The sequence below is a fragment of the Streptococcus mitis genome (assembly GCF_047465045.1).
GTDB lineage: Bacteria > Bacillota > Bacilli > Lactobacillales > Streptococcaceae > Streptococcus > Streptococcus mitis_DT.
Genome location: NZ_JASHAR010000016.1, coordinates 32,431 through 52,868, shown reverse-complemented (window position 1 = coordinate 52,868; position 20,438 = coordinate 32,431). Strand labels below are relative to the sequence as shown.

Sequence of the window (20,438 nt, the reverse complement as noted above, 5' to 3'; positions counted from 1 at the left end):
TCGTTACAAAATTCTTTCTTTTCAAAAGTAAAAATGATAAAATAAAACAAATTAAACAAGAGGAGTGTCAAATGACAAAAGCTAACTTTGGTGTTGTTGGTATGGCCGTAATGGGTCGTAACCTTGCCCTTAATATTGAATCTCGTGGTTACACAGTTGCTATTTACAACCGTAGTAAAGAAAAAACTGAAGATGTAATTGCTTGCCATCCTGAAAAGAACTTTGTACCAAGCTATGACGTTGAAAGTTTTGTAAACTCAATCGAAAAACCTCGTCGTATCATGCTCATGGTTCAAGCTGGACCTGGTACAGATGCTACTATCCAAGCCCTTCTTCCACACCTTGACAAAGGTGATATCTTGATTGACGGAGGAAACACTTTCTACAAAGATACAATCCGTCGTAATGAAGAATTGGCAAACTCAGGTATCAACTTTATCGGTACTGGGGTTTCTGGTGGTGAAAAAGGAGCCCTTGAAGGTCCTTCTATCATGCCTGGTGGACAAAAAGAGGCCTACGAATTGGTTGCGGATGTTCTTGAAGAAATCTCAGCTAAAGCACCAGAAGATGGCAAACCATGTGTGACTTATATCGGTCCTGATGGAGCTGGTCACTATGTGAAAATGGTTCACAACGGTATCGAGTATGGTGATATGCAATTGATCGCAGAAAGTTATGACTTGATGCAACACTTGCTAGGCCTTTCAGCAGAAGATATGGCTGAAATCTTTACTGAGTGGAACAAGGGTGAATTGGACAGCTACTTGATAGAAATCACAGCTGATATCTTGAGCCGTAAAGACGATGAAGGTCAAGATGGACCAATCGTAGACTACATCCTTGATGCCGCAGGTAACAAGGGAACTGGTAAATGGACTAGTCAATCATCATTTGACCTTGGTGTGCCATTGTCACTCATCACTGAGTCAGTATTTGCACGATACATTTCAACTTACAAAGAAGAACGTGTACATGCAAGCAAGGTTCTTCCAAAACCAGCTGCCTTCAACTTTGAAGGAGACAAGGCTGAGTTGATTGAAAAAATCCGTCAAGCCCTTTACTTCTCAAAAATCATTTCATACGCACAAGGTTTTGCTCAATTGCGTGTAGCTTCTAAAGAAAATAACTGGAACTTGCCATTTGCAGACATCGCATCTATCTGGCGTGATGGCTGTATCATCCGTTCTCGTTTCTTGCAAAAGATTACAGATGCTTACAACCGTGATGCAGACCTTGCTAACCTTCTTTTGGATGAATACTTCTTGGATGTTACTGCTAAGTACCAACAAGCAGTGCGTGATATCGTAGCTCTTGCTGTTCAAGCTGGTGTACCAGTGCCAACCTTCTCAGCAGCTATTACTTACTATGATAGCTACCGTTCAGCTGACCTTCCAGCTAACTTGATTCAAGCGCAACGTGACTACTTTGGTGCCCACACTTACCAACGTAAAGACAAAGAAGGAACCTTCCACTACTCTTGGTATGACGAAAAATAAGTAGGTCTGCCATGGGGAAACGGATTTTATTACTTGAGAAAGAACGAAATCTAGCTCATTTTTTAAGTTTGGAACTCCAAAAAGAGCAATACCGAGTTGATCAGGTTGAGGAGGGGCAAAAAGCCCTCTCCATGGCTCTTCAGACAGACTATGACTTGATTTTATTGAATGCTCGTCTGGGGGATATGACAGCCCAGGATTTTGCAGATAGGCTGAGTCGGACTAAGCCAGCTTCAGTCATCATGGTCTTGGATCATCGTGAAGAATTGCAAGACCAGCTTGAGACAATCCAACGCTTTGCCGTTTCTTACATCTATAAGCCAGTAATTATTGATAATCTGGTAGCTCGTATTTCAGCGATTTTCCGAGGTCGGGACTTCATCGACCAACACTGTAGTCAGATGAAGGTTCCAACATCTTACCGCAATTTGCGTATGGATGTAGAACATCATACCGTTTATCGTGGCGAGGAGATGATTGCTCTGACTCGTCGTGAGTATGACCTTTTGGCTACTCTTATGGGAAGCAAGAAAGTTCTGACTCGTGAGCAGTTGTTGGAAAGTGTCTGGAAGTATGAAAGTGCGACCGAAACGAATATCGTGGATGTCTATATCCGTTATCTACGTAGCAAGCTGGATGTAAAAGGTCAGAAAAGCTACATTAAAACCGTGCGTGGTGTCGGTTACACCATGCAAGAATAGAAAAGCAGTTGCAGTTATGTAACTGCTTTTTTTGGGGGGTCTATACATTGACATGCAATTGGGTCTTTGCTACAATCAGTTATGGAGGATAGGTCTAATGAAAATAATAAAAAAATTGATGCAAATCGCATTAGCAGTTTGTTTCTTCGGTTTGCTAGCAACAAGTGCAGTATTGGCGGATGATGCTGATTCAGAAGGTTGGAAATTTGTCCAAGAAAATGGTAGAACCTACTACAAGAAGGGTGAGATCAAAGAAAAGGCCTGGCGAGTGATTGATGGCAAGACCTATTATTTTGATCATGTATCAGGAGAAATGGTTGTCGGCTGGCAATATATCCCGTTTCCATCTAAAGGTAGTACAATTGGTCCTTACCCAAATGGTTTAAGATTAGAATCTATGCCAATGCCACAATGGTATTACTTTGGTCAAGATGGGGTTCTACAAGAATTTGTTGGCAAGCAAGTTTTAGAGGCAAAAACTGCTACAAATACCAACAAACATCATGGGGAACAATATGATAGTCCAGCAGAGAAACGAGTCTATTATTTTGAAGACCAACGTAGTTATCATACTTTAAAAACTGGTTGGGTTCATGATGAGGGACACTGGTATTATTTACAGAAGGATAGTGGCTTCGATGCTCGTATCGACAGTTTGATGGTTGGAGAGCTAGTGCGTGGCTGGGCCAATGATAATTCAACTTGGTATTATCTCGATACAACAAGTGCTGCAATGCAAACTGGTTGGAAACAACTTGGCAATAAGTGGTACTACCTTCGTTCATCAGGTGCCATGGCAACTGGTTGGTATCAGGAAGGCTCAACTTGGTATTATTTAGACCAGTCAAATGGTGATATGAAAACTGGATGGCAATACCTTGGTAACAAGTGGTACTATCTTCGTTCATCAGGAGCTATGGTCACTGGCTGGTTCCAGGTCGGCAGTAAATGGTACTACGCTTATAGCTCAGGTGCTTTAGCAGTGAATACGACTGTAGATGGCTATTCTGTCAATTATAATGGCGAATGGGTTCAATAATGAAAGAGGCGATTGTGAATGGAAACAATCGCTTTTTTTGTGAAAATATAATAAAATAGATAGGAGAAAATAAATACTTGTAGGAAAAAATAATACTCTTCGAAAATCAAATTCAAACCACGTCAGCGTCGCCTTACCGTACTCAAGTACAGCCTGCGGCTAGCTTCCTAGTTTGCCTTTTGATTTTCATTGAGTATGAGACGGTCTTTCCGTCTAGCTAAAAGGAAAACATGACAAAAAAAGTGGGTGTCGGTCAGGCACATAGTAAAATAATTTTAATAGGGGAGCATGCGGTCGTTTACGGTTATCCTGCCATTTCCCTGCCTCTTTTGGAGGTGGTGGTAACTTGTAAGGTAGTTCCTGCAGCGAGTCCTTGGCGTCTCTATGAGGAGGATACCTTGTCCATGGCAGTTTATGCTTCGCTGGAGTATTTGGATATCAAAGAAGCCTGCATTCGCTGTGAGATTGACTCGGCTATCCCTGAAAAACGGGGAATGGGTTCGTCAGCGGCTATCAGCATAGCGGCCATTCGTGCGGTTTTTGACTACTATCAGGCTGATCTGCCTCATGATGTACTAGAAATCTTGGTCAATCGGGCTGAGATGATTGCCCATATGAATCCGAGTGGTTTGGATGCTAAGACCTGTCTCAGTGACCAGCCTATTCGCTTTATTAAGAACGTAGGATTTACAGAGCTTGAGATGAATCTATCCGCATATTTGGTGATTGCAGATACGGGCGTTTATGGTCATACTCGTGAAGCCATCCAAGTGGTTCAAAACAAGGGCAAGGATGCCCTGCAGTTTTTGCATGCCCTGGGAGAATTGACCCAGCAAGCAGAAGAAGCGATTTCACAAAAAGATGCTGAAGGACTGGGACAAATCCTTAGTCAAGCGCATTTACATCTAAAAGAAATTGGTGTTAGTAGCCCTGAGGCGGATTCTCTAGTTGAAACGGCTCTTAGCCATAGTGCTCTGGGTGCCAAGATGAGCGGTGGTGGGCTAGGAGGCTGTATCATAGCCTTGGCAACCAATTTGACTCAAGCTCAAGAACTAGCAGAAAGATTAGAAGAGAAAGGAGCTGTTCAGACATGGATAGAGAGCCTGTAACAGTACGTTCTTACGCAAATATTGCTATTATCAAATATTGGGGAAAGAAAAAAGAGAAAGAGATGGTGCCTGCTACTAGCAGTATCTCTCTGACTTTGGAAAATATGTACACAGAGACGACTTTGTCATCTCTACCGACGGATGCGACAGCTGATGCCTTTTATATCAATGGTCAGCTACAGAGTGAGGCGGAGCATGCCAAGATGAGCAAGATTATTGACCGTTATCGTCCAGCTGGTGAGGGCTTTGTCCGTATTGATACTCAGAACAATATGCCTACCGCGGCGGGTCTGTCCTCAAGTTCTAGTGGTTTGTCCGCCCTGGTCAAGGCTTGTAATGCTTATTTCAAGCTTGGATTGGATAGAAGTCAGTTAGCGCAGGAGGCTAAGTTTGCTTCAGGCTCTTCTTCTCGGAGTTTTTATGGACCGCTAGGAGCCTGGGACAAGGATAGTGGAGAAATTTACCCTGTAGAGACAGACTTGAAACTAGCTATGATTATGTTGGTGCTAGAGGATAAGAAAAAACCAATCTCTAGCCGTGACGGGATGAAACTCTGTGTGGAAACTTCGACGACTTTTGACGACTGGGTACGTCAGTCTGAGAAGGATTATCAGGATATGCTGGTTTATCTCAAGGAAAATGACTTTGCCAAGGTTGGGGAGTTAACGGAGGAAAATGCCCTAGCTATGCACGCTACGACCAAAACAGCATCACCAGCCTTTTCTTATCTGACGGATGCGTCTTATGAAGCCATGGACTTTGTTCGCCAGCTACGTGAGCAAGGAGAGGCTTGTTACTTTACTATGGATGCTGGTCCCAATGTCAAGGTCCTCTGTCAGGAGAAAGACTTGGAGCATTTATCAGAAATCTTCGGTCAACGTTATCGCTTGATTGTGTCAAAAACAAAGGATTTGAGCCAAGATGATTGCTGTTAAAACTTGTGGAAAACTCTATTGGGCAGGTGAATATGCTATTTTAGAGCCAGGGCAGTTAGCCTTGATAAAGGATATTCCCATCTATATGAAGGGCGAGATTGCTTTTTCTGAGAACTATCGTATCTACTCAGACATGTTTGATTTCGTAGTGGACTTGACGCCAAATCCTGCCTACAGCTTGATTCAAGAAACGATTGCTTTAGTGGAAGATTTCCTGACTTATCGAGGTCAAACTTTAAAACCTTTTTCTATAGAAATTCGAGGAAAAATGGAACGAGAAGGGAAAAAGTTTGGTCTGGGTTCTAGCGGTAGTGTCGTTGTCTTGGTTATCAAGGCTTTACTGGCTCTGTATGATGTTTCTGTTGATCAGGAGCTCTTGTTAAAGTTGGCTAGCGCTGTCTTGCTCAAGCGCGGAGACAATGGTTCTATGGGAGACCTTGCCTGTATTGTGGCAGAGGAATTGGTTCTCTACCAGTCATTTGATCGCCAGAAGGTGGCTGCTTGGTTGGAAGAAGAAAATTTGGCGACTGTTCTGGAGCGTGATTGGGGCTTTTCAATTTCACAAGTGAAACCAACTTTAGAATGTGATTTCCTAGTGGGATGGACCAAGGAAGTGGCTGTATCTAGTGACATGGTCCAGCAAATCAAGCAAAACATCAATCAGAATTTTTTAACTTCCTCAAAAGCAACAGTGGCTGCTTTGGTAGAAGCCTTGGAGCTGGGAAATGCAGAAAAAATTATCGAGCAAGTTGAAGTAGCAAGCAAGCTGTTAGAAGGCTTGAGCGCAGATATTTACACGCCTTCGCTTAGACAGTTGAAGGTAGCTAGTCAAGATTTGCAGGCTGTTGCCAAGAGTAGCGGTGCTGGTGGTGGTGATTGTGGTATTGCCTTGAGTTTTGATGAGCAATCAACTGAAACCATAAAAAACCGTTGGGCCGATCTGGGGATTGAGCTCTTATACCAAGAAAGGATAGGACATGACGACAAATCGTAAGGATGAGCACATCCGCTATGCCCTTGAGCAGAAAAGTTCCTATAATAGCTTTGATGAGGTGGAGTTGATTCATTCTTCCTTGCCTCTTTACGATCTGGATGAAATCGATCTGTCGACAGAATTTGCTGGTCGAAAGTGGGATTTTCCTTTTTATATCAATGCCATGACAGGTGGAAGCGATAAGGGAAGAGAAATAAATCAAAAGCTGGCTCAGGTGGCGGAAGCCTGTGGGATTTTATTTGTAACGGGCTCTTATAGTGCGGCTCTCAAAGATCCATCAGATGCCTCTTTTTCTGTCAAGTATGATCATCCAAATCTCCTTCTTGGAACCAATATTGGATTAGACAAGCCTGTTGAGTTGGGACTTCGGACTGTAGAAGAGATGAATCCTCTTCTCCTGCAGGTGCATGTCAATGTTATGCAGGAGTTGCTCATGCCCGAGGGAGAAAGAAAGTTCAGAAACTGGCAATCGCATCTAGCAGACTATAGCAAGCAAATCCCCGTTCCTATTGTCTTAAAGGAAGTCGGCTTTGGGATGGATGTGAAGACCATCGAAAGAGCCTATGAATTGGGCGTTCGAACCTTTGACCTGTCAGGTCGTGGTGGTACCAGCTTTGCTTATATTGAAAACCGTCGCAGTGGTCAACGTGACTACCTCAATCAATGGGGTCAGTCTACCATGCAGGCCCTTCTCAATGCCCAAGACTGGAAAGACAAGGTCCAACTCTTGGTCAGTGGAGGGGTTCGGAATCCACTGGATATGATTAAGTGCCTGATTTTTGGCGCCAAAGCTGTAGGACTGTCTCGAACAGTTCTGGAATTGGTTGAAACCTACACAGTTGAAGAAGTGATTGGCATTGTCCAAGGCTGGAAAAACGATCTGCGTTTGATTATGTGTGCCCTTAATTGTGCCACCATAGCAGATCTGCAAAAAGTAGACTATCTTCTTTACGGCAAACTAAAAGAAGCAAATGATCAGATGAAAAAGGCGTAATCACCGCCTTTTTTCCATCTTCAGACCGAGGTGACTTTTTTGAGTTGTGATAAAATAGAGGGAGAGGATGCACCTATGAGAAAATTTAAAATCTTTTTATTTATCGAAGCCTGTCTTTTGACAGGAGCTCTGATTTTGATGGTTTCAGAGCATTTTTCGCGTTTTCTGCTGATACTTTTTCTCTTTTTGCTTTTGATTCGCTATTACACTGGTAAAGAGGGGAATAACCTTCTTTTAGTGGTGGCAAGCATTCTCTTCTTTTTCATCGTCATGCTCAATCCTTTTGTGATTCTAGCTATTTTTGTTGCGGTTATCTATAGCCTCTTTCTTCTTTATCCAATGATGAACCAGGAAAAAGAGCAGACCAATTTGGTTTTTGAAGAGGTGGTGACAGTTAAGAAGGAGAAAAATCGTTGGTTTGGGAATCTCCATCATTTTTCAAGCTACCAAACTTGCCAGTTTGATGATATCAATCTCTTTCGTCTCATGGGCAAGGACACCATTCATCTGGAGAGGGTGATTCTAACCAATCATGACAATGTCATTATCCTCAGAAAGATGGTAGGAACGACCAAAATCATTGTGCCTGTAGATGTGGAAGTCAGTCTCAGTGTTAACTGTCTTTATGGTGATTTGAATTTTTTCAATCAGCCCAAGCGAGCCCTTCGCAATGAACACTATCATCAAGAAACAAGAGACTATCTCAAGAGTAACAAGAGTGTCAAGATTTTCTTAACCACTATGATTGGCGATGTTGAGGTGGTTAGAGGATGAAAAAACAAGCCTATGTAATGATTGCTCTCACCTCCATCCTGTTTGTCTTATTTCTGTCCCACAGCTTGCTGGACATCCTTGACTTTGACTGGTCTATTTTCTTGCATGATGTCGAAAAAACAGAAAAATTTGTCTTTTTGTTGTTGGTATTCAGCATGTCCATGACCTTTCTCTTAGCCCTGTTTTGGAGAGGTGTTGAAGAGCTTTCTCTAAGAAAAATGAAGGCCAATCTCAAGCGTTTATTGGCAGGGAAAGAAGTGGTTCAGGTTGCTGATCCAGATTTGGATGCCAGCTTCAAGTCCTTGTCAGGTAAACTTAATCTTTTGACAGAAGCTCTTCAAAAGTCTGAAAATCACAGTCTTACTCAGGAAGAGGAAATCATCGAGAAAGAACGAAAGCGGATTGCTCGGGATTTGCACGATACGGTTAGTCAGGAGTTGTTTGCGGCCCACATGATTTTGTCAGGTGTCAGCCAGCAGGCTTTGAAACTGGATAGAGAAAAGATGCAGACCCAGTTGCAGAGTGTCACAGCCATTTTAGAAACAGCTCAGAAGGACTTGAGAGTCTTGCTCCTGCATTTGCGCCCAGTTGAATTGGAACAGAAGAGCTTGATAGAAGGGATTCAAATTCTTCTAAAAGAGCTTGAGGACAAGAGTGATCTCAAGGTTAGTCTTAAGCAAAATGTATCTAAATTGCCTAAGAAAATCGAGGAGCATATCTTCCGTATTCTGCAAGAATTGATCAGCAATACCCTCCGCCATGCCCAGGCCTCTTGTCTGGATGTCTATCTCTATCAGACGGATCTTGAATTGCAGCTGAAGGTGGTGGACAATGGGATTGGTTTCCAGTTAGGGAGTTTAGACGACTTGAGTTATGGACTGCGGAATATCAAGGAGCGAGTCGAAGATATGGCAGGAACGGTTCAACTCTTGACAGCTCCCAAGCAAGGTCTGGCGGTTGATATCCGTATTCCCCTGTTAGATAATGAGTTATAAAGGAGTAGAGATGAAAATTTTACTAGTAGATGACCATGAAATGGTCCGATTGGGCTTGAAAAGCTACTTTGACCTCCAAGATGATGTAGAAGTTGTAGGTGAGGCTGCCAACGGATCTCAAGGCATTGACTTGGCCTTGGAACTGCGTCCAGATGTCATTGTCATGGATATCGTCATGCCTGAGATGAATGGAATTGACGCGACCTTGGCCATCCTCAAAGAATGGCCTGAAGCCAAGATTTTGATTGTGACCTCTTACTTAGACAATGAAAAAATCATGCCTGTCTTAAATGCTGGTGCTAGGGGCTATATGCTCAAGACTTCAAGTGCGGATGAATTGCTGCACGCTGTTCGTAAGGTAGCTACTGGGGAGCTGGCCATTGAGCAAGAGGTCAGTAAGAAGGTCGAATACCACCGCAATCATATAGAACTACATGAGGACTTAACTGCGCGTGAGCGAGATGTGCTTCAACTCATCGCCAAGGGCTACGAAAATCAGCGCATCGCAGACGAACTGTTTATCTCTCTCAAGACGGTCAAGACCCATGTGTCCAATATCCTAGCCAAACTTGAAGTCAGCGATCGTACCCAGGCGGCTGTCTATGCCTTTCAGCACCACTTGGTGGGTCATGAAGACTTTTAATAGTTATGTAAAAATAATATTGGAGAAGTAGCTGAACTTAGTATCAAAGAAGCAAGCAAGTACCTCTAGCACGATTGAAAAGCGCATTCATTACTTGAAAAAAGTCGACCATTTATGTTATAATAGACTGTATTTAAAAATTTTAAGGAGAAATGACAGAATGTCTGTATCATTTGAAAACAAAGAAACAAACCGTGGTGTCTTGACTTTCACTATCTCTCAAGACCAAATCAAACCAGAATTGGATCGTGTCTTCAACTCAGTGAAGAAATCTCTTAATGTTCCAGGTTTCCGTAAAGGTCACCTTCCACGTCCTATCTTCGACAAAAAATTTGGTGAAGAGTCACTTTACCAAGACGTTATGAACGCTCTTTTGCCAAATGCTTATGAAGCAGCTGTAAAAGAAGCTGGTCTTGAAGTCGTTGCTCAACCAAAAATTGACGTAACTTCAATGGAAAAAGGTCAAGACTGGGTTATCACTGCTGAAGTCGTTACAAAACCTGAAGTAAAATTGGGTGACTACAAAAACCTTGAAGTATCAGTAGATGTAGAAAAAGAAGTAACGGATGCTGACGTTGAAGAGCGTATCGAACGCGAACGCAACAACTTGGCTGAATTGGTTATCAAAGAAGCTGCTGCTGAAAACGGCGACACTGTTGTCATCGACTTCGTTGGTTCTATCGATGGTGTTGAATTTGATGGCGGAAAAGGTGAAAACTTCTCACTTGGACTTGGTTCAGGTCAATTCATCCCTGGTTTCGAAGACCAATTGGTAGGTCATTCAGCTGGCGAAACTGTTGATGTGGTTGTAACATTCCCAGAAGACTACCAAGCAGAAGATCTTGCAGGTAAAGAAGCTAAATTCGTAACAACTATCCACGAAGTAAAAGCTAAAGAAGTTCCAGCTCTTGACGATGAGCTTGCAAAAGACATCGACGAAGAAGTTGAAACACTTGCTGAATTGAAAGAAAAATACCGCAAGGAATTGGCTGCTGCTAAAGAAGAAGCTTACAAAGATGCAGTAGAAGGTGCAGCAATCGATAAAGCTGTAGAAAACGCTGAAATCGTAGAACTTCCAGAAGAAATGATCCACGAAGAAGTTCACCGTTCAGTAAATGAATTCCTTGGAAACTTGCAACGTCAAGGTATCAACCCTGACATGTACTTCCAAATCACTGGAACTACTCAAGAAGACCTTCACAATCAATATCAGGCAGAAGCTGAGTCACGTACTAAGACTAACCTTGTTATCGAAGCAGTTGCGAAAGCTGAAGGATTTGACGCTTCAGAAGAAGAAATCCAAAAAGAAATCGAGCAATTGGCAGCAGACTACAACATGGAAGTTGCACAAGTTCAAAACTTGCTTTCAGCTGACATGTTGAAACACGATATCACTATCAAAAAAGCTGTTGAATTGATTACAAGCACAGCAACAGTTAAATAATCTTAATAAACAAAAATCCCACCTGAATTGGTGGGTTTTCTTGTGTACTATTTTCCAAAAATCTCTTTGAGATCTGCGTCTGTAATCCCAATCATGGCTGGGATGCTATCCCAGTTTTCTTCGGTTAGGATGTAGGATTGTTCAGGGGCAGTTGATGTGGTAGTTTCAGAGACAGCTGGTTTATTATCTTCGACATTTTCCAATAGATCACTGAAGCGTTCAATCAGATAGGTTTTTCGGGCAGTTCCGATGTGCTGGGTAGCATAGTCGAAGGCCTGTAATTCACCTAGTAAGATAAGCTTGCTTTTGGCACGTGTAATGGCTGTGTAGATGAGGTTTCTCTCCAGCATACGCCTGCTAGCACTGGTGATAGGCAGGATGACAACTGGGAACTCACTTCCCTGAGATTTATGAATACTCATGGCATAGGCCAAGCGAATCTTGTACCATTCGTTACGTGGGTAAGAGACTTCGTTGCCATCAAAATCAATGACAATCTCGTCTTGTTTCGACTCGGTGTATTTACTCGGAATCAGGTCTGTGATGGCTCCTAAATCCCCATTAAAGACATTGATTTCAGCATCGTTGACCAAGTGAATGACCTTATCTCCCTTACGATAGTGGCACTGGGGAGCTTCAAAACTGAGTTGATCTTTTTGTGGTGGGTTTAGCAGGTCTTGCATGAGCTGATTGATAGCATCAATCCCTGCAGTCCCTCGGTACATGGGAGCCAGAACTTGGATATCACGGGCAGGAATACCACTTCTGAGGGCTGCGCTTAAGATTTTTTCAATAGTAGCAGGAATATGGCCACTAGCAATTTCAAAGTAGGAACGGTCTGCTTTTTTCTGGGTGAAATCAGCTGGCAAGATGCCCTGTCGAATCTGACTAGCTAGGGTGACGATGGTTGATTCTTCGCTTTGCCGGTAAATTTTTTCCAAGCGAGTCTGAGGAATCAAAGGAATATGAAGGAGGTCAGCTAGAACTTGTCCAGGGCTGACAGACGGTAGCTGGTCGCTGTCGCCCACGATGAGGATTTTACTGTTAGAAGAGATGTTGGAGAAGAGTTGGTTGGCCAGCCAAGTATCCACCATGGAAAATTCATCTACGATGATAAAGTCAGCATCCAGATAATCTTCCAGATGACTGGTATCATCGTCACCTGTCATTCCTAAATGTCGGTGTATGGTCGCGCTAAGCAAGCCTGTTAATTCATTCATGCGCCGAGCAGCTCGACCAGTTGGAGCAGCAAGAAGAATCGGCAAGTTGCTTTTTTTCCTGAGGTCAAGTCCTTCTAAAAGAGCATAAACAGCGATAATCCCATTGATAACAGTTGTCTTACCAGTACCAGGTCCACCTGTCAGAATAAAGACCTTGTTCTGGATAGCGTCGCAGATCGCCTGTTTTTGAATGTTATCATACTCAATCTCCAGATCTTCTTCGACAGTAGCGATATGTTTTTGAATGGTTTCTAAATCCTGGCTCTTCTGTTTTCCTTTTTCAAGGATACGAACCAAGTGACTGCGGATGCCTTCCTCAGCGAAAAAGAGGCTGTTGTCAAAAATTTTGGTATCAATCTGCTGAACCTTGTCTTCTTCGATCAGGTAGGAGAGCTCTTGGGCCACTTGGCTGGGATCCAGTTCCACGGGACGAGAAGATTCAAGGAGAGTTAGGGTTTGTTCCAGCAAATCCCGTGCTTCAACATAGGTGTCCCCTGTTTCCATACAGGCCTGAAAAAGACTATGTAGTAGACCGGCGCGGAAGCGTTCAGGAGCCTGACTTTCGATACCTAGTTCTTCTGCTAATTGGTCAGCAATGGTAAATCCCAAGCCCTTGATATCCTCAACCAGCTGGTAGGGATAATTTTCAACCACATCAAGGGTTTCTTCTTTGTAAAAGTCTTGAATCTGAAAGGCTAATTTATTGGGAATACCGTAGTTGGCTAGTTTGGCCAAAACCATTTCCGTTCCGTAGTTGAGACGGAGAGTGGAGACGAAAGCCTCGCGATTTTTGGCAGAGAGTCCTGCGATGCCTTCTAACTTTTCTGGATGTTGCAAAATTTCGTCAATGGTATTTTCGCCATAGGTATCCACAATTTTCTGAGCAGTCTTGAGACCAATCCCCTTGAAATGGCTACTTGAAAAGTACTTAACCAAGCCCTTGCTAGTTGGTTTTGCGCGTTCATATCGGCTGATTTGCAGTTGCTCCCCATACTTGGAGTGCTGGACAATTTGTCCCCAAAAAGTATAGTCTTCTCCCTCAATCACATCAGCCATGGTGCCCGTGACAATGATTTCAAAATCATCAAAATCCTGTGCGTCTGTATCTTCGATTTCTAGGAGGAGGATGCGATAAAAATTGCTGGGATTTTCAAAAATAATCCGTTCAATGGTTCCTGAAAAATAAACTTCCATAAGATTCCTTTGCATAAATAGGTGAGAGTTAATACTCTTCGAAAATCAAATTCAAACCACGTCAGCTTCGCCTTGCCGTACTCAAGTACAGCCTGCGGCTAGCTTCCTAGTTTGCTCTTTGATTTTCATTGAGTATAACTTTGTTTCTATCTTAATCAAACTGGGTAGTGAATAATTATCGTCTCACGATAGAAGAAGAGGCTGAGATTGCTGATTCTCGGCCTCTTAGGTCTCTTAAAATGTTCCGATACGGGTGATTGGCCAGAAGCGGAATTTAGCTTCCCCTGTGATATCTTTTGCTTTAAAGGTACCTACGTGACGGCTGTCGCTCGAAACCAAGCGGTCATCTCCGAGGAGAAGGTATTCTCCTTCTGGGACAGTGAAGCTAAAGTTGGTGTTGTAGTTGACATCAACTGTGAAGGCTTGGGCTTTTTCAGCGATACTTCTAAAGAAAGTTCCTTTATTTCCTTCAAATCCCTTGCCTGAGTAGGTGCTTTGGAGTTTGTCATCCTTGAAGCGTTTGATGTAATCAGTTAGGTAAGGTTCATCTGTCTCTTTGTCATTGATGTAAAGTTTATCATTTTCGTAACGAATGGTATCACCAGGCATTCCGATGACACGTTTGACAATGTCCTTATTACCATCTTCCTCATGGGCAACCACGATATCAAAACGGTCAATAGGGAGGTGTTTGACGACAAAGAGGATTTCGCCATCCGCTAGGGTAGGATCCATGGAATGCCCTTCTACTCGAACATTGCTCCAAAAAAAGATACGACTTAAAGCTAGTAATGACAGAATTAGGAGGAACAATCCCCACTCTTTTAAGAAATTTTTAAATGAATTCATAACTTACCTTTCTAAGCGTTTTTTCGCTTTTTCAGTATTTTTAAAGTGCAGTTTGGCGCAGAAATTGAGTCCCTGCATTCCATAGGCCTGCAAAATCTGGCTAGCAACCTTATCAGAAGCCGTTCCAGCTCCACTTGGAAGTTGATAGCCCAGCTCTCGTCCCAGATTTTCAAGATTTTCTAGAAAGAGATCACGCGCAATGATAGAAGAAACTGCGACAGCCAAGTATTTACCCTCAGCCTTTTCTTCTAAGCTGATCGGATTGCTGAAACGATTGGCCTCTTGTGCCAAGTACTTGTCATAATTTTTAGCACTGGTAAAGGCATCAATCACAATTTTCTCAGGCTGAATGCCTTTTTGAAGAAGGAGATAGATAGCCTGGTTATGGAGGGCTACCTTAACCGAAACAGCGTTGTAGCGGTCTCCGATGACCTCGTTGTACTTGCTTGGTGAGAGAAGCAGTGCCTGGTGCTGGATTTTTTCTTTGAGGATAGGGGCAATCTGACGGATCTTTTGGTCGGTCAGTGTCTTGGAATCCCCCACACCTAGTTTTCGCAAGAAGTCATGCTGGTCAGGTGTGACAAAGGAAGCCACAACTGCAAGTCCACCAAAGTAGGAACCATTTCCAACCTCATCCGTCCCAATCAAAGGGAGATTTTGTCCGCTGGTTTGCCCTACAACTTGATAGCCAAAGAAACGAGCGTATTTCTCAGCTCCTTCACCCTGAAGCAAGACCTTTCCAGAAGTATAGATAGAAACGGTTGCTTGAGGCAGTTTCAAAAAATAGCGAATATAGGGGTTTTTACTGGGAGCCAGACTGGTTTGATAGTGTTCAAGAAAAGCCTGAATCTCCTTTTCGCTTGGTGTGAGTGTTATACTTGCCATAGTTTCTATTGTACCATAAAAGCAGATAAATTTGTAAAAACTGACAAAATTAGCGAATTTTGGTATAATATCGTGAGGTGAATTTTATGGCAAATCTAAATCGATTCAAATTTACATTCGGGAAAAAATCCTTAACCTTGACAACCGAGCATGATAACCTTTTTATGGAGGAAATCGCCAAGGTTGCGACAGAAAAATACCAAGCAATTAAAGAACAAATGCCTAGTGCAGATGATGAAACGATTGCTCTTTTGTTGGCAGTCAACTGTTTGTCAACTCAACTCAGCCGTGAGATTGAATTTGACGATAAGGAGCAAGAATTAGAAGAACTCCGTCACAAGCTTGTGACTTGCAAGCAAGAACAGAGCAAGATTGAGGATTCCTTATGATTTCACTCTTTCTTATATTGGTCTTGGCTTGGGGATTTTATATCGGCTATCGGAGAGGCCTGCTCTTACAGGTTTATTACCTGATTTCAGCCATGGCATCAGCTTTTGTGGCTGGCCAGTTTTATAAGGGGCTAGGAGAGCAATTTCATTTGCTGGTCCCTTATGCAAATCCGCAGGAAGGTCAGGGAACTTTCTTTTTCCCATCGGATCAACTCTTTCAGTTGGATAAGGTCTTTTACGCAGGGATCGGCTATTTGCTTGTATTTGGGATTGTCTATAGCATCGGTCGTTTGCTTGGTCTCCTCTTACACTTGATTCCTAGTAAAAAACTGGGTGGTAAGTTGTTCCAAGTTTCAGCAGGTATTTTGTCCATGTTGGTGACCTTATTTGTCTTGCAAATGGCCTTGACCATCTTGGCGACCATTCCCATGGCAGCTATTCAAAATCCTCTTGAAAAAAGTATCGTCGCAAAACACATCATCCAGAGCATACCAGTAACAACTAGTTGGCTCAAACAAATCTGGGTGACAAATTTAATCGGATAAAAAGGGCAGGAGTTTTCCTCGCCCTTTGTTTACAGATTTGACTCGAATCTATCAGAATGTAAAAAGCTACCACACCTAGACATTCAAAGACAAGGAAATAAAGATGAATAAGAAAATATTAGAAACATTAGAGTTCAATAAGGTCAAGGCCTTGTTTGAACCCCATTTGTTGACCGAGCAGGGCTTGGAGCAATTGAGACAGCTGGTTCCTACTGCCAAAGCAGATAAAATCAAACAGGCTTTTGCTGAGATGAAGGAAATGCAGGCTCTTTTCGTCGAGCAACCACATTTTACCATTCTCGCAACCAAGGAAATTTCAGGAGTCTGCAAGCGGTTGGAGATGGGGGCGGACCTCAATATCGAGGAGTTCCTACTCTTGAAGCGCGTGCTTCTTGCTAGCCGAGAACTGCAAAGTTTTTATGCTAATCTGGAAAATGTCAGCTTGGAAGAATTAGCCCTTTGGTTTGAGAAATTACATGATTTTCCGCAATTACAAGGAAATCTCCAAGCTTTTAATGATGCAGGTTTCATTGAAAATTTTGCCAGTGAAGAATTGGCGCGCATCCGTCGAAAAATCCATGATAGCGAGAGTCAGGTCCGCGATGTTTTACAGGACCTGCTCAAGCAAAAAGCGCAGATGTTGACGGAAGGGATTGTTGCTAGCAGAAATGGACGTCAGGTTTTACCAGTCAAAAACACCTACCGCAATAAGATTGCAGGTGTCGTTCATGATATTTCTGCTAGTGGAAATACCGTCTATATCGAACCCCGTGAGGTGGTCAAACTGAGCGAAGAAATTGCCAGTTTGCGAGCAGATGAGCGCTATGAAATGCTTCGCATTCTCCAAGAAATTTCTGAACGTGTCCGCCCTCATGCGGCTGAAATTGCCAATGATGCTTGGATTATCGGTCATCTGGACTTGATTCGTGCCAAGGTCCGCTTTATCCAAGAAAGGCAAGCAGTCGTTCCTCAGCTGTCAGAAAATCAAGAGATTCAACTGCTCCATGTCTGCCATCCATTGGTCAAAAATGCAGTTGCAAATGATGTCCATTTTGGTCAAGATTTAACAGCGATTGTCATTACAGGTCCCAATACGGGTGGGAAGACCATCATGCTTAAAACTCTGGGATTGACGCAGGTTATGGCTCAATCCGGTTTGCCGATTTTGGCAGACAAGGGAAGTCGTGTTGGTATTTTTGAAGAAATCTTTGCTGATATTGGCGATGAGCAATCTATTGAGCAGAGCTTGTCTACCTTCTCTAGCCATATGACCAATATTGTGGATATTCTTGGCAAGGTCAATCAACATTCGCTCTTGCTCTTGGATGAGTTGGGGGCTGGTACAGATCCCCAAGAGGGAGCTGCCCTTGCCATGGCTATTCTGGAGGACCTTCGCCTGCGTCAAGTCAAGACCATGGCTACAACTCACTATCCGGAACTCAAGGCTTACGGTATTGAGACAGCCTTTGTGCAAAATGCCAGCATGGAGTTTGATACTGCAACTCTACGCCCGACCTATCGCTTTATGCAGGGTGTTCCTGGTCGAAGCAATGCCTTTGAAATTGCCAAACGTCTGGGCCTTTCTGAAGTTATCGTGGGGGATGCCAGTCAGCAGGTCGATCAGGACAATGATGTCAATCGGATCATTGAGCAGCTGGAAGAGCAGACGCTAGAGAGTCGCAAACGCTTGGACAATATCCGTGAGGTGGAGCAAGAAAATCTCAAGATGAACCGTGCGCTTAAAAAACTTTACAACGAGCTTAATCGTGAAAAGGAAACCGAGCTTAACAAGGCGCGTGAACAGGCTGCTGAGATTGTGGACATGGCCCTAAGTGAGAGTGACCAGATTCTTAAAAATCTCCACAGTAAATCTCAACTCAAGCCCCATGAAATCATTGAAGCCAAGGCTAAACTGAAAAAATTGGCTCCTGAAAAAGTGGACTTGTCTAAAAACAAGGTCCTTCAAAAGGCCAAGAAAAAACGAGCTCCAAAGGTGGGAGATGATATCGTTGTTCTCAGTTATGGACAGCGTGGTACCTTGACCAGTCAACTCAAGGACGGCCGCTGGGAAGCTCAAGTCGGGTTGATTAAGATGACCTTGGAAGAAAAAGAGTTTGACCTTGTTCAAGCTCAGCAAGAAAAGCAAGTCAAGAAGAAACAGGTCAATGTCGTGAAACGAACTTCTGGTCGTGGCCCACAAGCTAGACTGGACCTTCGAGGCAAACGCTATGAAGAGGCTATGAATGAGCTAGATGCCTTTATCGACCAAGCCTTGCTTAACAATATGGCACAAGTTGATATCATCCATGGTATCGGAACAGGTGTCATCCGTGAAGGAGTCACCAAATACCTACAAAGAAACAAACATGTCAAGAGTTTCGGCTATGCCCCACAAAATGCTGGAGGCAGTGGTGCGACTATTGTGACTTTTAAAGGATAGAAGTATTCCGAGCTTTATAAAGTAAAAACTGTTGAATTAAGTTTTACTAATAAACACATTGACAAAAGCCAACATTTTTTGTAAAATAAAAATCAATTAAATACCAACACCGAATGAAGTTTAATAGAAGTGGAGAATCGTTTGATTTTCCATGACTGTAAATGGACGGAACTCTGGAGAGACCGTAAAGGCACCGAAGGGGCAAGGCAGGTAACTGCTCAAACTCTCAGGTAAAAGGACAGAGCTAGGATAGACCGCTTTTTAGCATTTATCTAAGCATTCCAGAGTACATGTATCTTGCATGTGCTCTTTCTTTTGGGGTTGAAAAGATAGGAGAATAGAATGTTAGAATTGCTTAAATCAATCGATGCTTTTGCTTGGGGACCTCCCCTCCTGATTTTATTGGTCGGAACAGGGATTTACCTAACTGCCCGTCTAGGTCTTTTGCAGGTTTTGCGTCTGCCAAAGGCCTTTCAGCTTATTTTTACTAAGGACAAGGGGCATGGCGATGTATCCAGTTTTGCGGCCTTGTGTACGGCGCTAGCAGCGACGGTTGGTACGGGAAATATTATTGGGGTGGCGACGGCTATCAAGGTCGGTGGTCCAGGAGCCCTCTTTTGGATGTGGATGGCTGCTTTCTTTGGAATGGCTACCAAGTATGCGGAAGGACTCTTGGCGATTAAATACCGTACCAAGGATGATCATGGTGCAGTAGCGGGAGGTCCCATGCACTATATTCTTCTAGGGATGGGAGAAAAGTGGCGTCCCCTTGCTATCTTTTTTGCCCTGGCAGGTGTGCTAGTAGCTTTGTTGGGAATCGGGACATTTACCCAAGTCAACTCGATTACAGAATCTATCCAAAATACAACGGCTATTTCGCCAGCCATCACCGCTCTCGTTTTGTCTGTCTTTGTAGCGATTGCTGTCTTTGGTGGACTCAAGTCCATTTCAAAGGTTTCAACTACCGTTGTTCCTTTTATGGCTATCATTTATATTTTAGGAACTCTTACAGTTATTTTCTTTAATATTTGGAAAATTCCTGCCACAATCGCTTTAATCTTGACATCCGCTTTTAGTCCAGTTGCTGCAGTAGGTGGATTTGCCGGTGCTAGCATTCGGATGGCTATTCAAAATGGTGTGGCGCGAGGTGTGTTCTCGAACGAATCTGGTCTGGGTTCGGCTCCCATTGCAGCAGCAGCAGCTAAGACAAACGAACCAGTAGAGCAAGGTTTGATTTCCATGACAGGAACCTTTATTGATACACTCATTATCTGTACTTTGACTGGTTTGACTATCTTGGTAACTGGTGTTTGGAGTGGTGATTTGAATGGAGTTGCCTTGACTCAGTCAGCCTTCTCAACAGTCTTTTCACACTTTGGACCTGCCCTTTTGACCATCTTCCTTGTGCTCTTTGCCTTTACAACGATTTTAGGTTGGAACTATTACGGAGAACGTTGTTTTGAGTTTCTCTTTGGGGTTCGCTTTATCTGGCTCTACCGTGTGGTCTTTGTGCTCATGGTCTTGCTAGGAGGATTTATCGAGTTGGATATGGTTTGGATTATCGCAGATATTGTCAATGCCTTGATGGCTCTGCCAAACTTGATTGCCCTCTTGGTCTTGTCGCCAGTCGTTATTGCTGAGACTAAAAAGTATTTTAATAAATAATGAAATCACACAGCTCGTGTGATTTTTTTGCGTTCATAAAAAATTTCTATCGGTGCAATTTAAAATATATATTATACAAGGTATAGAATCTGTGATAGACTAGATTTCAACAACATGAAAAGAGGTT

18 protein-coding genes and 1 riboswitch are annotated in these 20,438 nt (G+C 43.1%); of the genes, 15 read left to right on the top strand and 3 right to left on the bottom strand.

Going from position 1 to position 20,438, the window contains the following annotated elements; all coding sequences use genetic code 11:
* The first annotated feature begins 71 nt into the window (after positions 1-71).
* The 11 genes from gndA to tig all read left to right on the top strand — a co-directional run bounded on the left by gndA (position 72) and on the right by tig (position 11,124).
* Entirely contained in the window at positions 72-1,496 is a 1,425-nt protein-coding gene (gndA, locus tag QM409_RS08610; RefSeq protein ID WP_414305526.1) for an NADP-dependent phosphogluconate dehydrogenase, read from the top strand.
* Positions 1,497-1,507: 11 nt separating this feature from the next.
* Positions 1,508-2,197, top strand: a complete 690-nt coding sequence (locus QM409_RS08605; RefSeq protein WP_060627580.1) for a response regulator transcription factor — start codon at positions 1,508-1,510, stop codon at positions 2,195-2,197.
* A gap of 97 nt (positions 2,198-2,294) precedes the next feature.
* Positions 2,295-3,236 (top strand): N-acetylmuramoyl-L-alanine amidase family protein, encoded by a 942-nt coding sequence (locus tag QM409_RS08600; RefSeq protein ID WP_414305525.1) that lies wholly within the window; start codon positions 2,295-2,297, stop codon positions 3,234-3,236.
* Positions 3,237-3,466: 230 nt separating this feature from the next.
* Positions 3,467-4,345: a mevalonate kinase gene (mvk, locus tag QM409_RS08595; RefSeq protein ID WP_203212679.1), complete on the top strand. Its 879-nt coding sequence runs from the start codon at positions 3,467-3,469 to the stop codon at positions 4,343-4,345.
* Positions 4,327-5,280 carry a diphosphomevalonate decarboxylase gene (gene mvaD, locus QM409_RS08590; protein WP_261266038.1) on the top strand — a complete coding sequence of 318 codons (954 nt, stop codon included), beginning with the start codon at positions 4,327-4,329 and terminating at the stop codon, positions 5,278-5,280. The genes mvk and mvaD overlap by 19 nt, the downstream gene beginning before the upstream one ends.
* Positions 5,267-6,274, top strand: coding sequence for a phosphomevalonate kinase (locus QM409_RS08585; protein ID WP_049544771.1), 1,008 nt, complete (start codon positions 5,267-5,269; stop codon positions 6,272-6,274). Before mvaD ends, QM409_RS08585 begins: the two co-directional genes overlap by 14 nt.
* A complete protein-coding gene (gene fni / locus QM409_RS08580; RefSeq protein ID WP_045612241.1) occupies positions 6,258-7,268 on the top strand; it encodes a type 2 isopentenyl-diphosphate Delta-isomerase in 1,011 nt (336 codons plus the stop codon). The genes QM409_RS08585 and fni overlap by 17 nt, the downstream gene beginning before the upstream one ends.
* Positions 7,269-7,343: 75 nt before the next feature.
* Positions 7,344-8,042: a cell wall-active antibiotics response protein LiaF gene (liaF, locus tag QM409_RS08575; protein WP_001224643.1), complete on the top strand. Its 699-nt coding sequence runs from the start codon at positions 7,344-7,346 to the stop codon at positions 8,040-8,042.
* A complete protein-coding gene (locus QM409_RS08570) occupies positions 8,039-9,037 on the top strand; it encodes a sensor histidine kinase (RefSeq protein WP_125443754.1) in 999 nt (332 codons plus the stop codon). The genes liaF and QM409_RS08570 overlap by 4 nt, the downstream gene beginning before the upstream one ends.
* Positions 9,038-9,047: 10 nt before the next feature.
* The gene (locus QM409_RS08565; RefSeq protein WP_049486946.1) at positions 9,048-9,680 is read left to right on the top strand and encodes a response regulator transcription factor; all 633 of its coding nucleotides are present in this window, start codon (positions 9,048-9,050) and stop codon (positions 9,678-9,680) included.
* A gap of 160 nt (positions 9,681-9,840) precedes the next feature.
* Positions 9,841-11,124: a trigger factor gene (tig, locus tag QM409_RS08560; protein WP_084925926.1), complete on the top strand. Its 1,284-nt coding sequence runs from the start codon at positions 9,841-9,843 to the stop codon at positions 11,122-11,124.
* Positions 11,125-11,171: 47 nt separating this feature from the next.
* On the opposite strand, the gene QM409_RS08555 is transcribed toward tig, so the two are convergent.
* From QM409_RS08555 to rnhC, 3 genes are all read right to left on the bottom strand, one after another.
* Positions 11,172-13,538: an ATP-dependent RecD-like DNA helicase gene (locus tag QM409_RS08555; protein WP_414305524.1), complete on the bottom strand. Its 2,367-nt coding sequence runs from the start codon at positions 13,536-13,538 to the stop codon at positions 11,172-11,174.
* Between the two features lie 234 nt (positions 13,539-13,772).
* On the bottom strand, positions 13,773-14,387 hold the full coding sequence (lepB, locus tag QM409_RS08550; protein WP_414305523.1) for a signal peptidase I: 615 nt from the start codon (positions 14,385-14,387) through the stop codon (positions 13,773-13,775).
* Between the two features lie 3 nt (positions 14,388-14,390).
* Positions 14,391-15,272: a ribonuclease HIII gene (gene rnhC, locus QM409_RS08545; protein ID WP_000146881.1), complete on the bottom strand. Its 882-nt coding sequence runs from the start codon at positions 15,270-15,272 to the stop codon at positions 14,391-14,393.
* 86 nt (positions 15,273-15,358) lie between these two features.
* Between rnhC and zapA the strand changes: the two genes are divergently transcribed.
* The 4 genes from zapA to QM409_RS08525 all read left to right on the top strand — a co-directional run bounded on the left by zapA (position 15,359) and on the right by QM409_RS08525 (position 20,311).
* Positions 15,359-15,661: a cell division protein ZapA gene (gene zapA / locus QM409_RS08540; RefSeq protein WP_000002022.1), complete on the top strand. Its 303-nt coding sequence runs from the start codon at positions 15,359-15,361 to the stop codon at positions 15,659-15,661.
* Positions 15,658-16,206, top strand: a complete 549-nt coding sequence (locus QM409_RS08535) for a CvpA family protein (protein ID WP_049544779.1) — start codon at positions 15,658-15,660, stop codon at positions 16,204-16,206. The genes zapA and QM409_RS08535 overlap by 4 nt, the downstream gene beginning before the upstream one ends.
* A 103-nt stretch (positions 16,207-16,309) precedes the next feature.
* Positions 16,310-18,646 (top strand): endonuclease MutS2, encoded by a 2,337-nt coding sequence (locus QM409_RS08530; protein ID WP_414305522.1) that lies wholly within the window; start codon positions 16,310-16,312, stop codon positions 18,644-18,646.
* 163 nt (positions 18,647-18,809) lie between these two features.
* Positions 18,810-18,898, top strand: a riboswitch (glycine riboswitch).
* 90 nt (positions 18,899-18,988) lie between these two features.
* Positions 18,989-20,311 carry an alanine/glycine:cation symporter family protein gene (locus QM409_RS08525; protein WP_414305521.1) on the top strand — a complete coding sequence of 441 codons (1,323 nt, stop codon included), beginning with the start codon at positions 18,989-18,991 and terminating at the stop codon, positions 20,309-20,311.
* Positions 20,312-20,438: the final 127 nt, after the last annotated feature.

Bases quoted from the DNA above. Each gene is read 5' to 3' on its own strand.
- QM409_RS08530 (WP_414305522.1), top strand. From the start codon at position 16,310: ATGAATAAGAAAATATTAGAAACATTAGAGTTCAATAAGGTCAAGGCC.
- liaF (WP_001224643.1), top strand. From the start codon at position 7,344: ATGAGAAAATTTAAAATCTTTTTATTTATCGAAGCCTGTCTTTTGACA.
- QM409_RS08525 (WP_414305521.1), top strand. From the start codon at position 18,989: ATGTTAGAATTGCTTAAATCAATCGATGCTTTTGCTTGGGGACCTCCC.
- fni (WP_045612241.1), top strand. From the start codon at position 6,258: ATGACGACAAATCGTAAGGATGAGCACATCCGCTATGCCCTTGAGCAG.
- gndA (WP_414305526.1), top strand. From the start codon at position 72: ATGACAAAAGCTAACTTTGGTGTTGTTGGTATGGCCGTAATGGGTCGT.
- QM409_RS08535 (WP_049544779.1), top strand. From the start codon at position 15,658: ATGATTTCACTCTTTCTTATATTGGTCTTGGCTTGGGGATTTTATATC.
- QM409_RS08555 (WP_414305524.1), bottom strand. From the start codon at position 13,538: ATGGAAGTTTATTTTTCAGGAACCATTGAACGGATTATTTTTGAAAAT.
- QM409_RS08605 (WP_060627580.1), top strand. From the start codon at position 1,508: ATGGGGAAACGGATTTTATTACTTGAGAAAGAACGAAATCTAGCTCAT.
- QM409_RS08565 (WP_049486946.1), top strand. From the start codon at position 9,048: ATGAAAATTTTACTAGTAGATGACCATGAAATGGTCCGATTGGGCTTG.
- mvk (WP_203212679.1), top strand. From the start codon at position 3,467: ATGACAAAAAAAGTGGGTGTCGGTCAGGCACATAGTAAAATAATTTTA.
- QM409_RS08600 (WP_414305525.1), top strand. From the start codon at position 2,295: ATGAAAATAATAAAAAAATTGATGCAAATCGCATTAGCAGTTTGTTTC.
- rnhC (WP_000146881.1), bottom strand. From the start codon at position 15,272: ATGGCAAGTATAACACTCACACCAAGCGAAAAGGAGATTCAGGCTTTT.
- QM409_RS08585 (WP_049544771.1), top strand. From the start codon at position 5,267: ATGATTGCTGTTAAAACTTGTGGAAAACTCTATTGGGCAGGTGAATAT.
- lepB (WP_414305523.1), bottom strand. From the start codon at position 14,387: ATGAATTCATTTAAAAATTTCTTAAAAGAGTGGGGATTGTTCCTCCTA.
- QM409_RS08570 (WP_125443754.1), top strand. From the start codon at position 8,039: ATGAAAAAACAAGCCTATGTAATGATTGCTCTCACCTCCATCCTGTTT.
- tig (WP_084925926.1), top strand. From the start codon at position 9,841: ATGTCTGTATCATTTGAAAACAAAGAAACAAACCGTGGTGTCTTGACT.
- zapA (WP_000002022.1), top strand. From the start codon at position 15,359: ATGGCAAATCTAAATCGATTCAAATTTACATTCGGGAAAAAATCCTTA.
- mvaD (WP_261266038.1), top strand. From the start codon at position 4,327: ATGGATAGAGAGCCTGTAACAGTACGTTCTTACGCAAATATTGCTATT.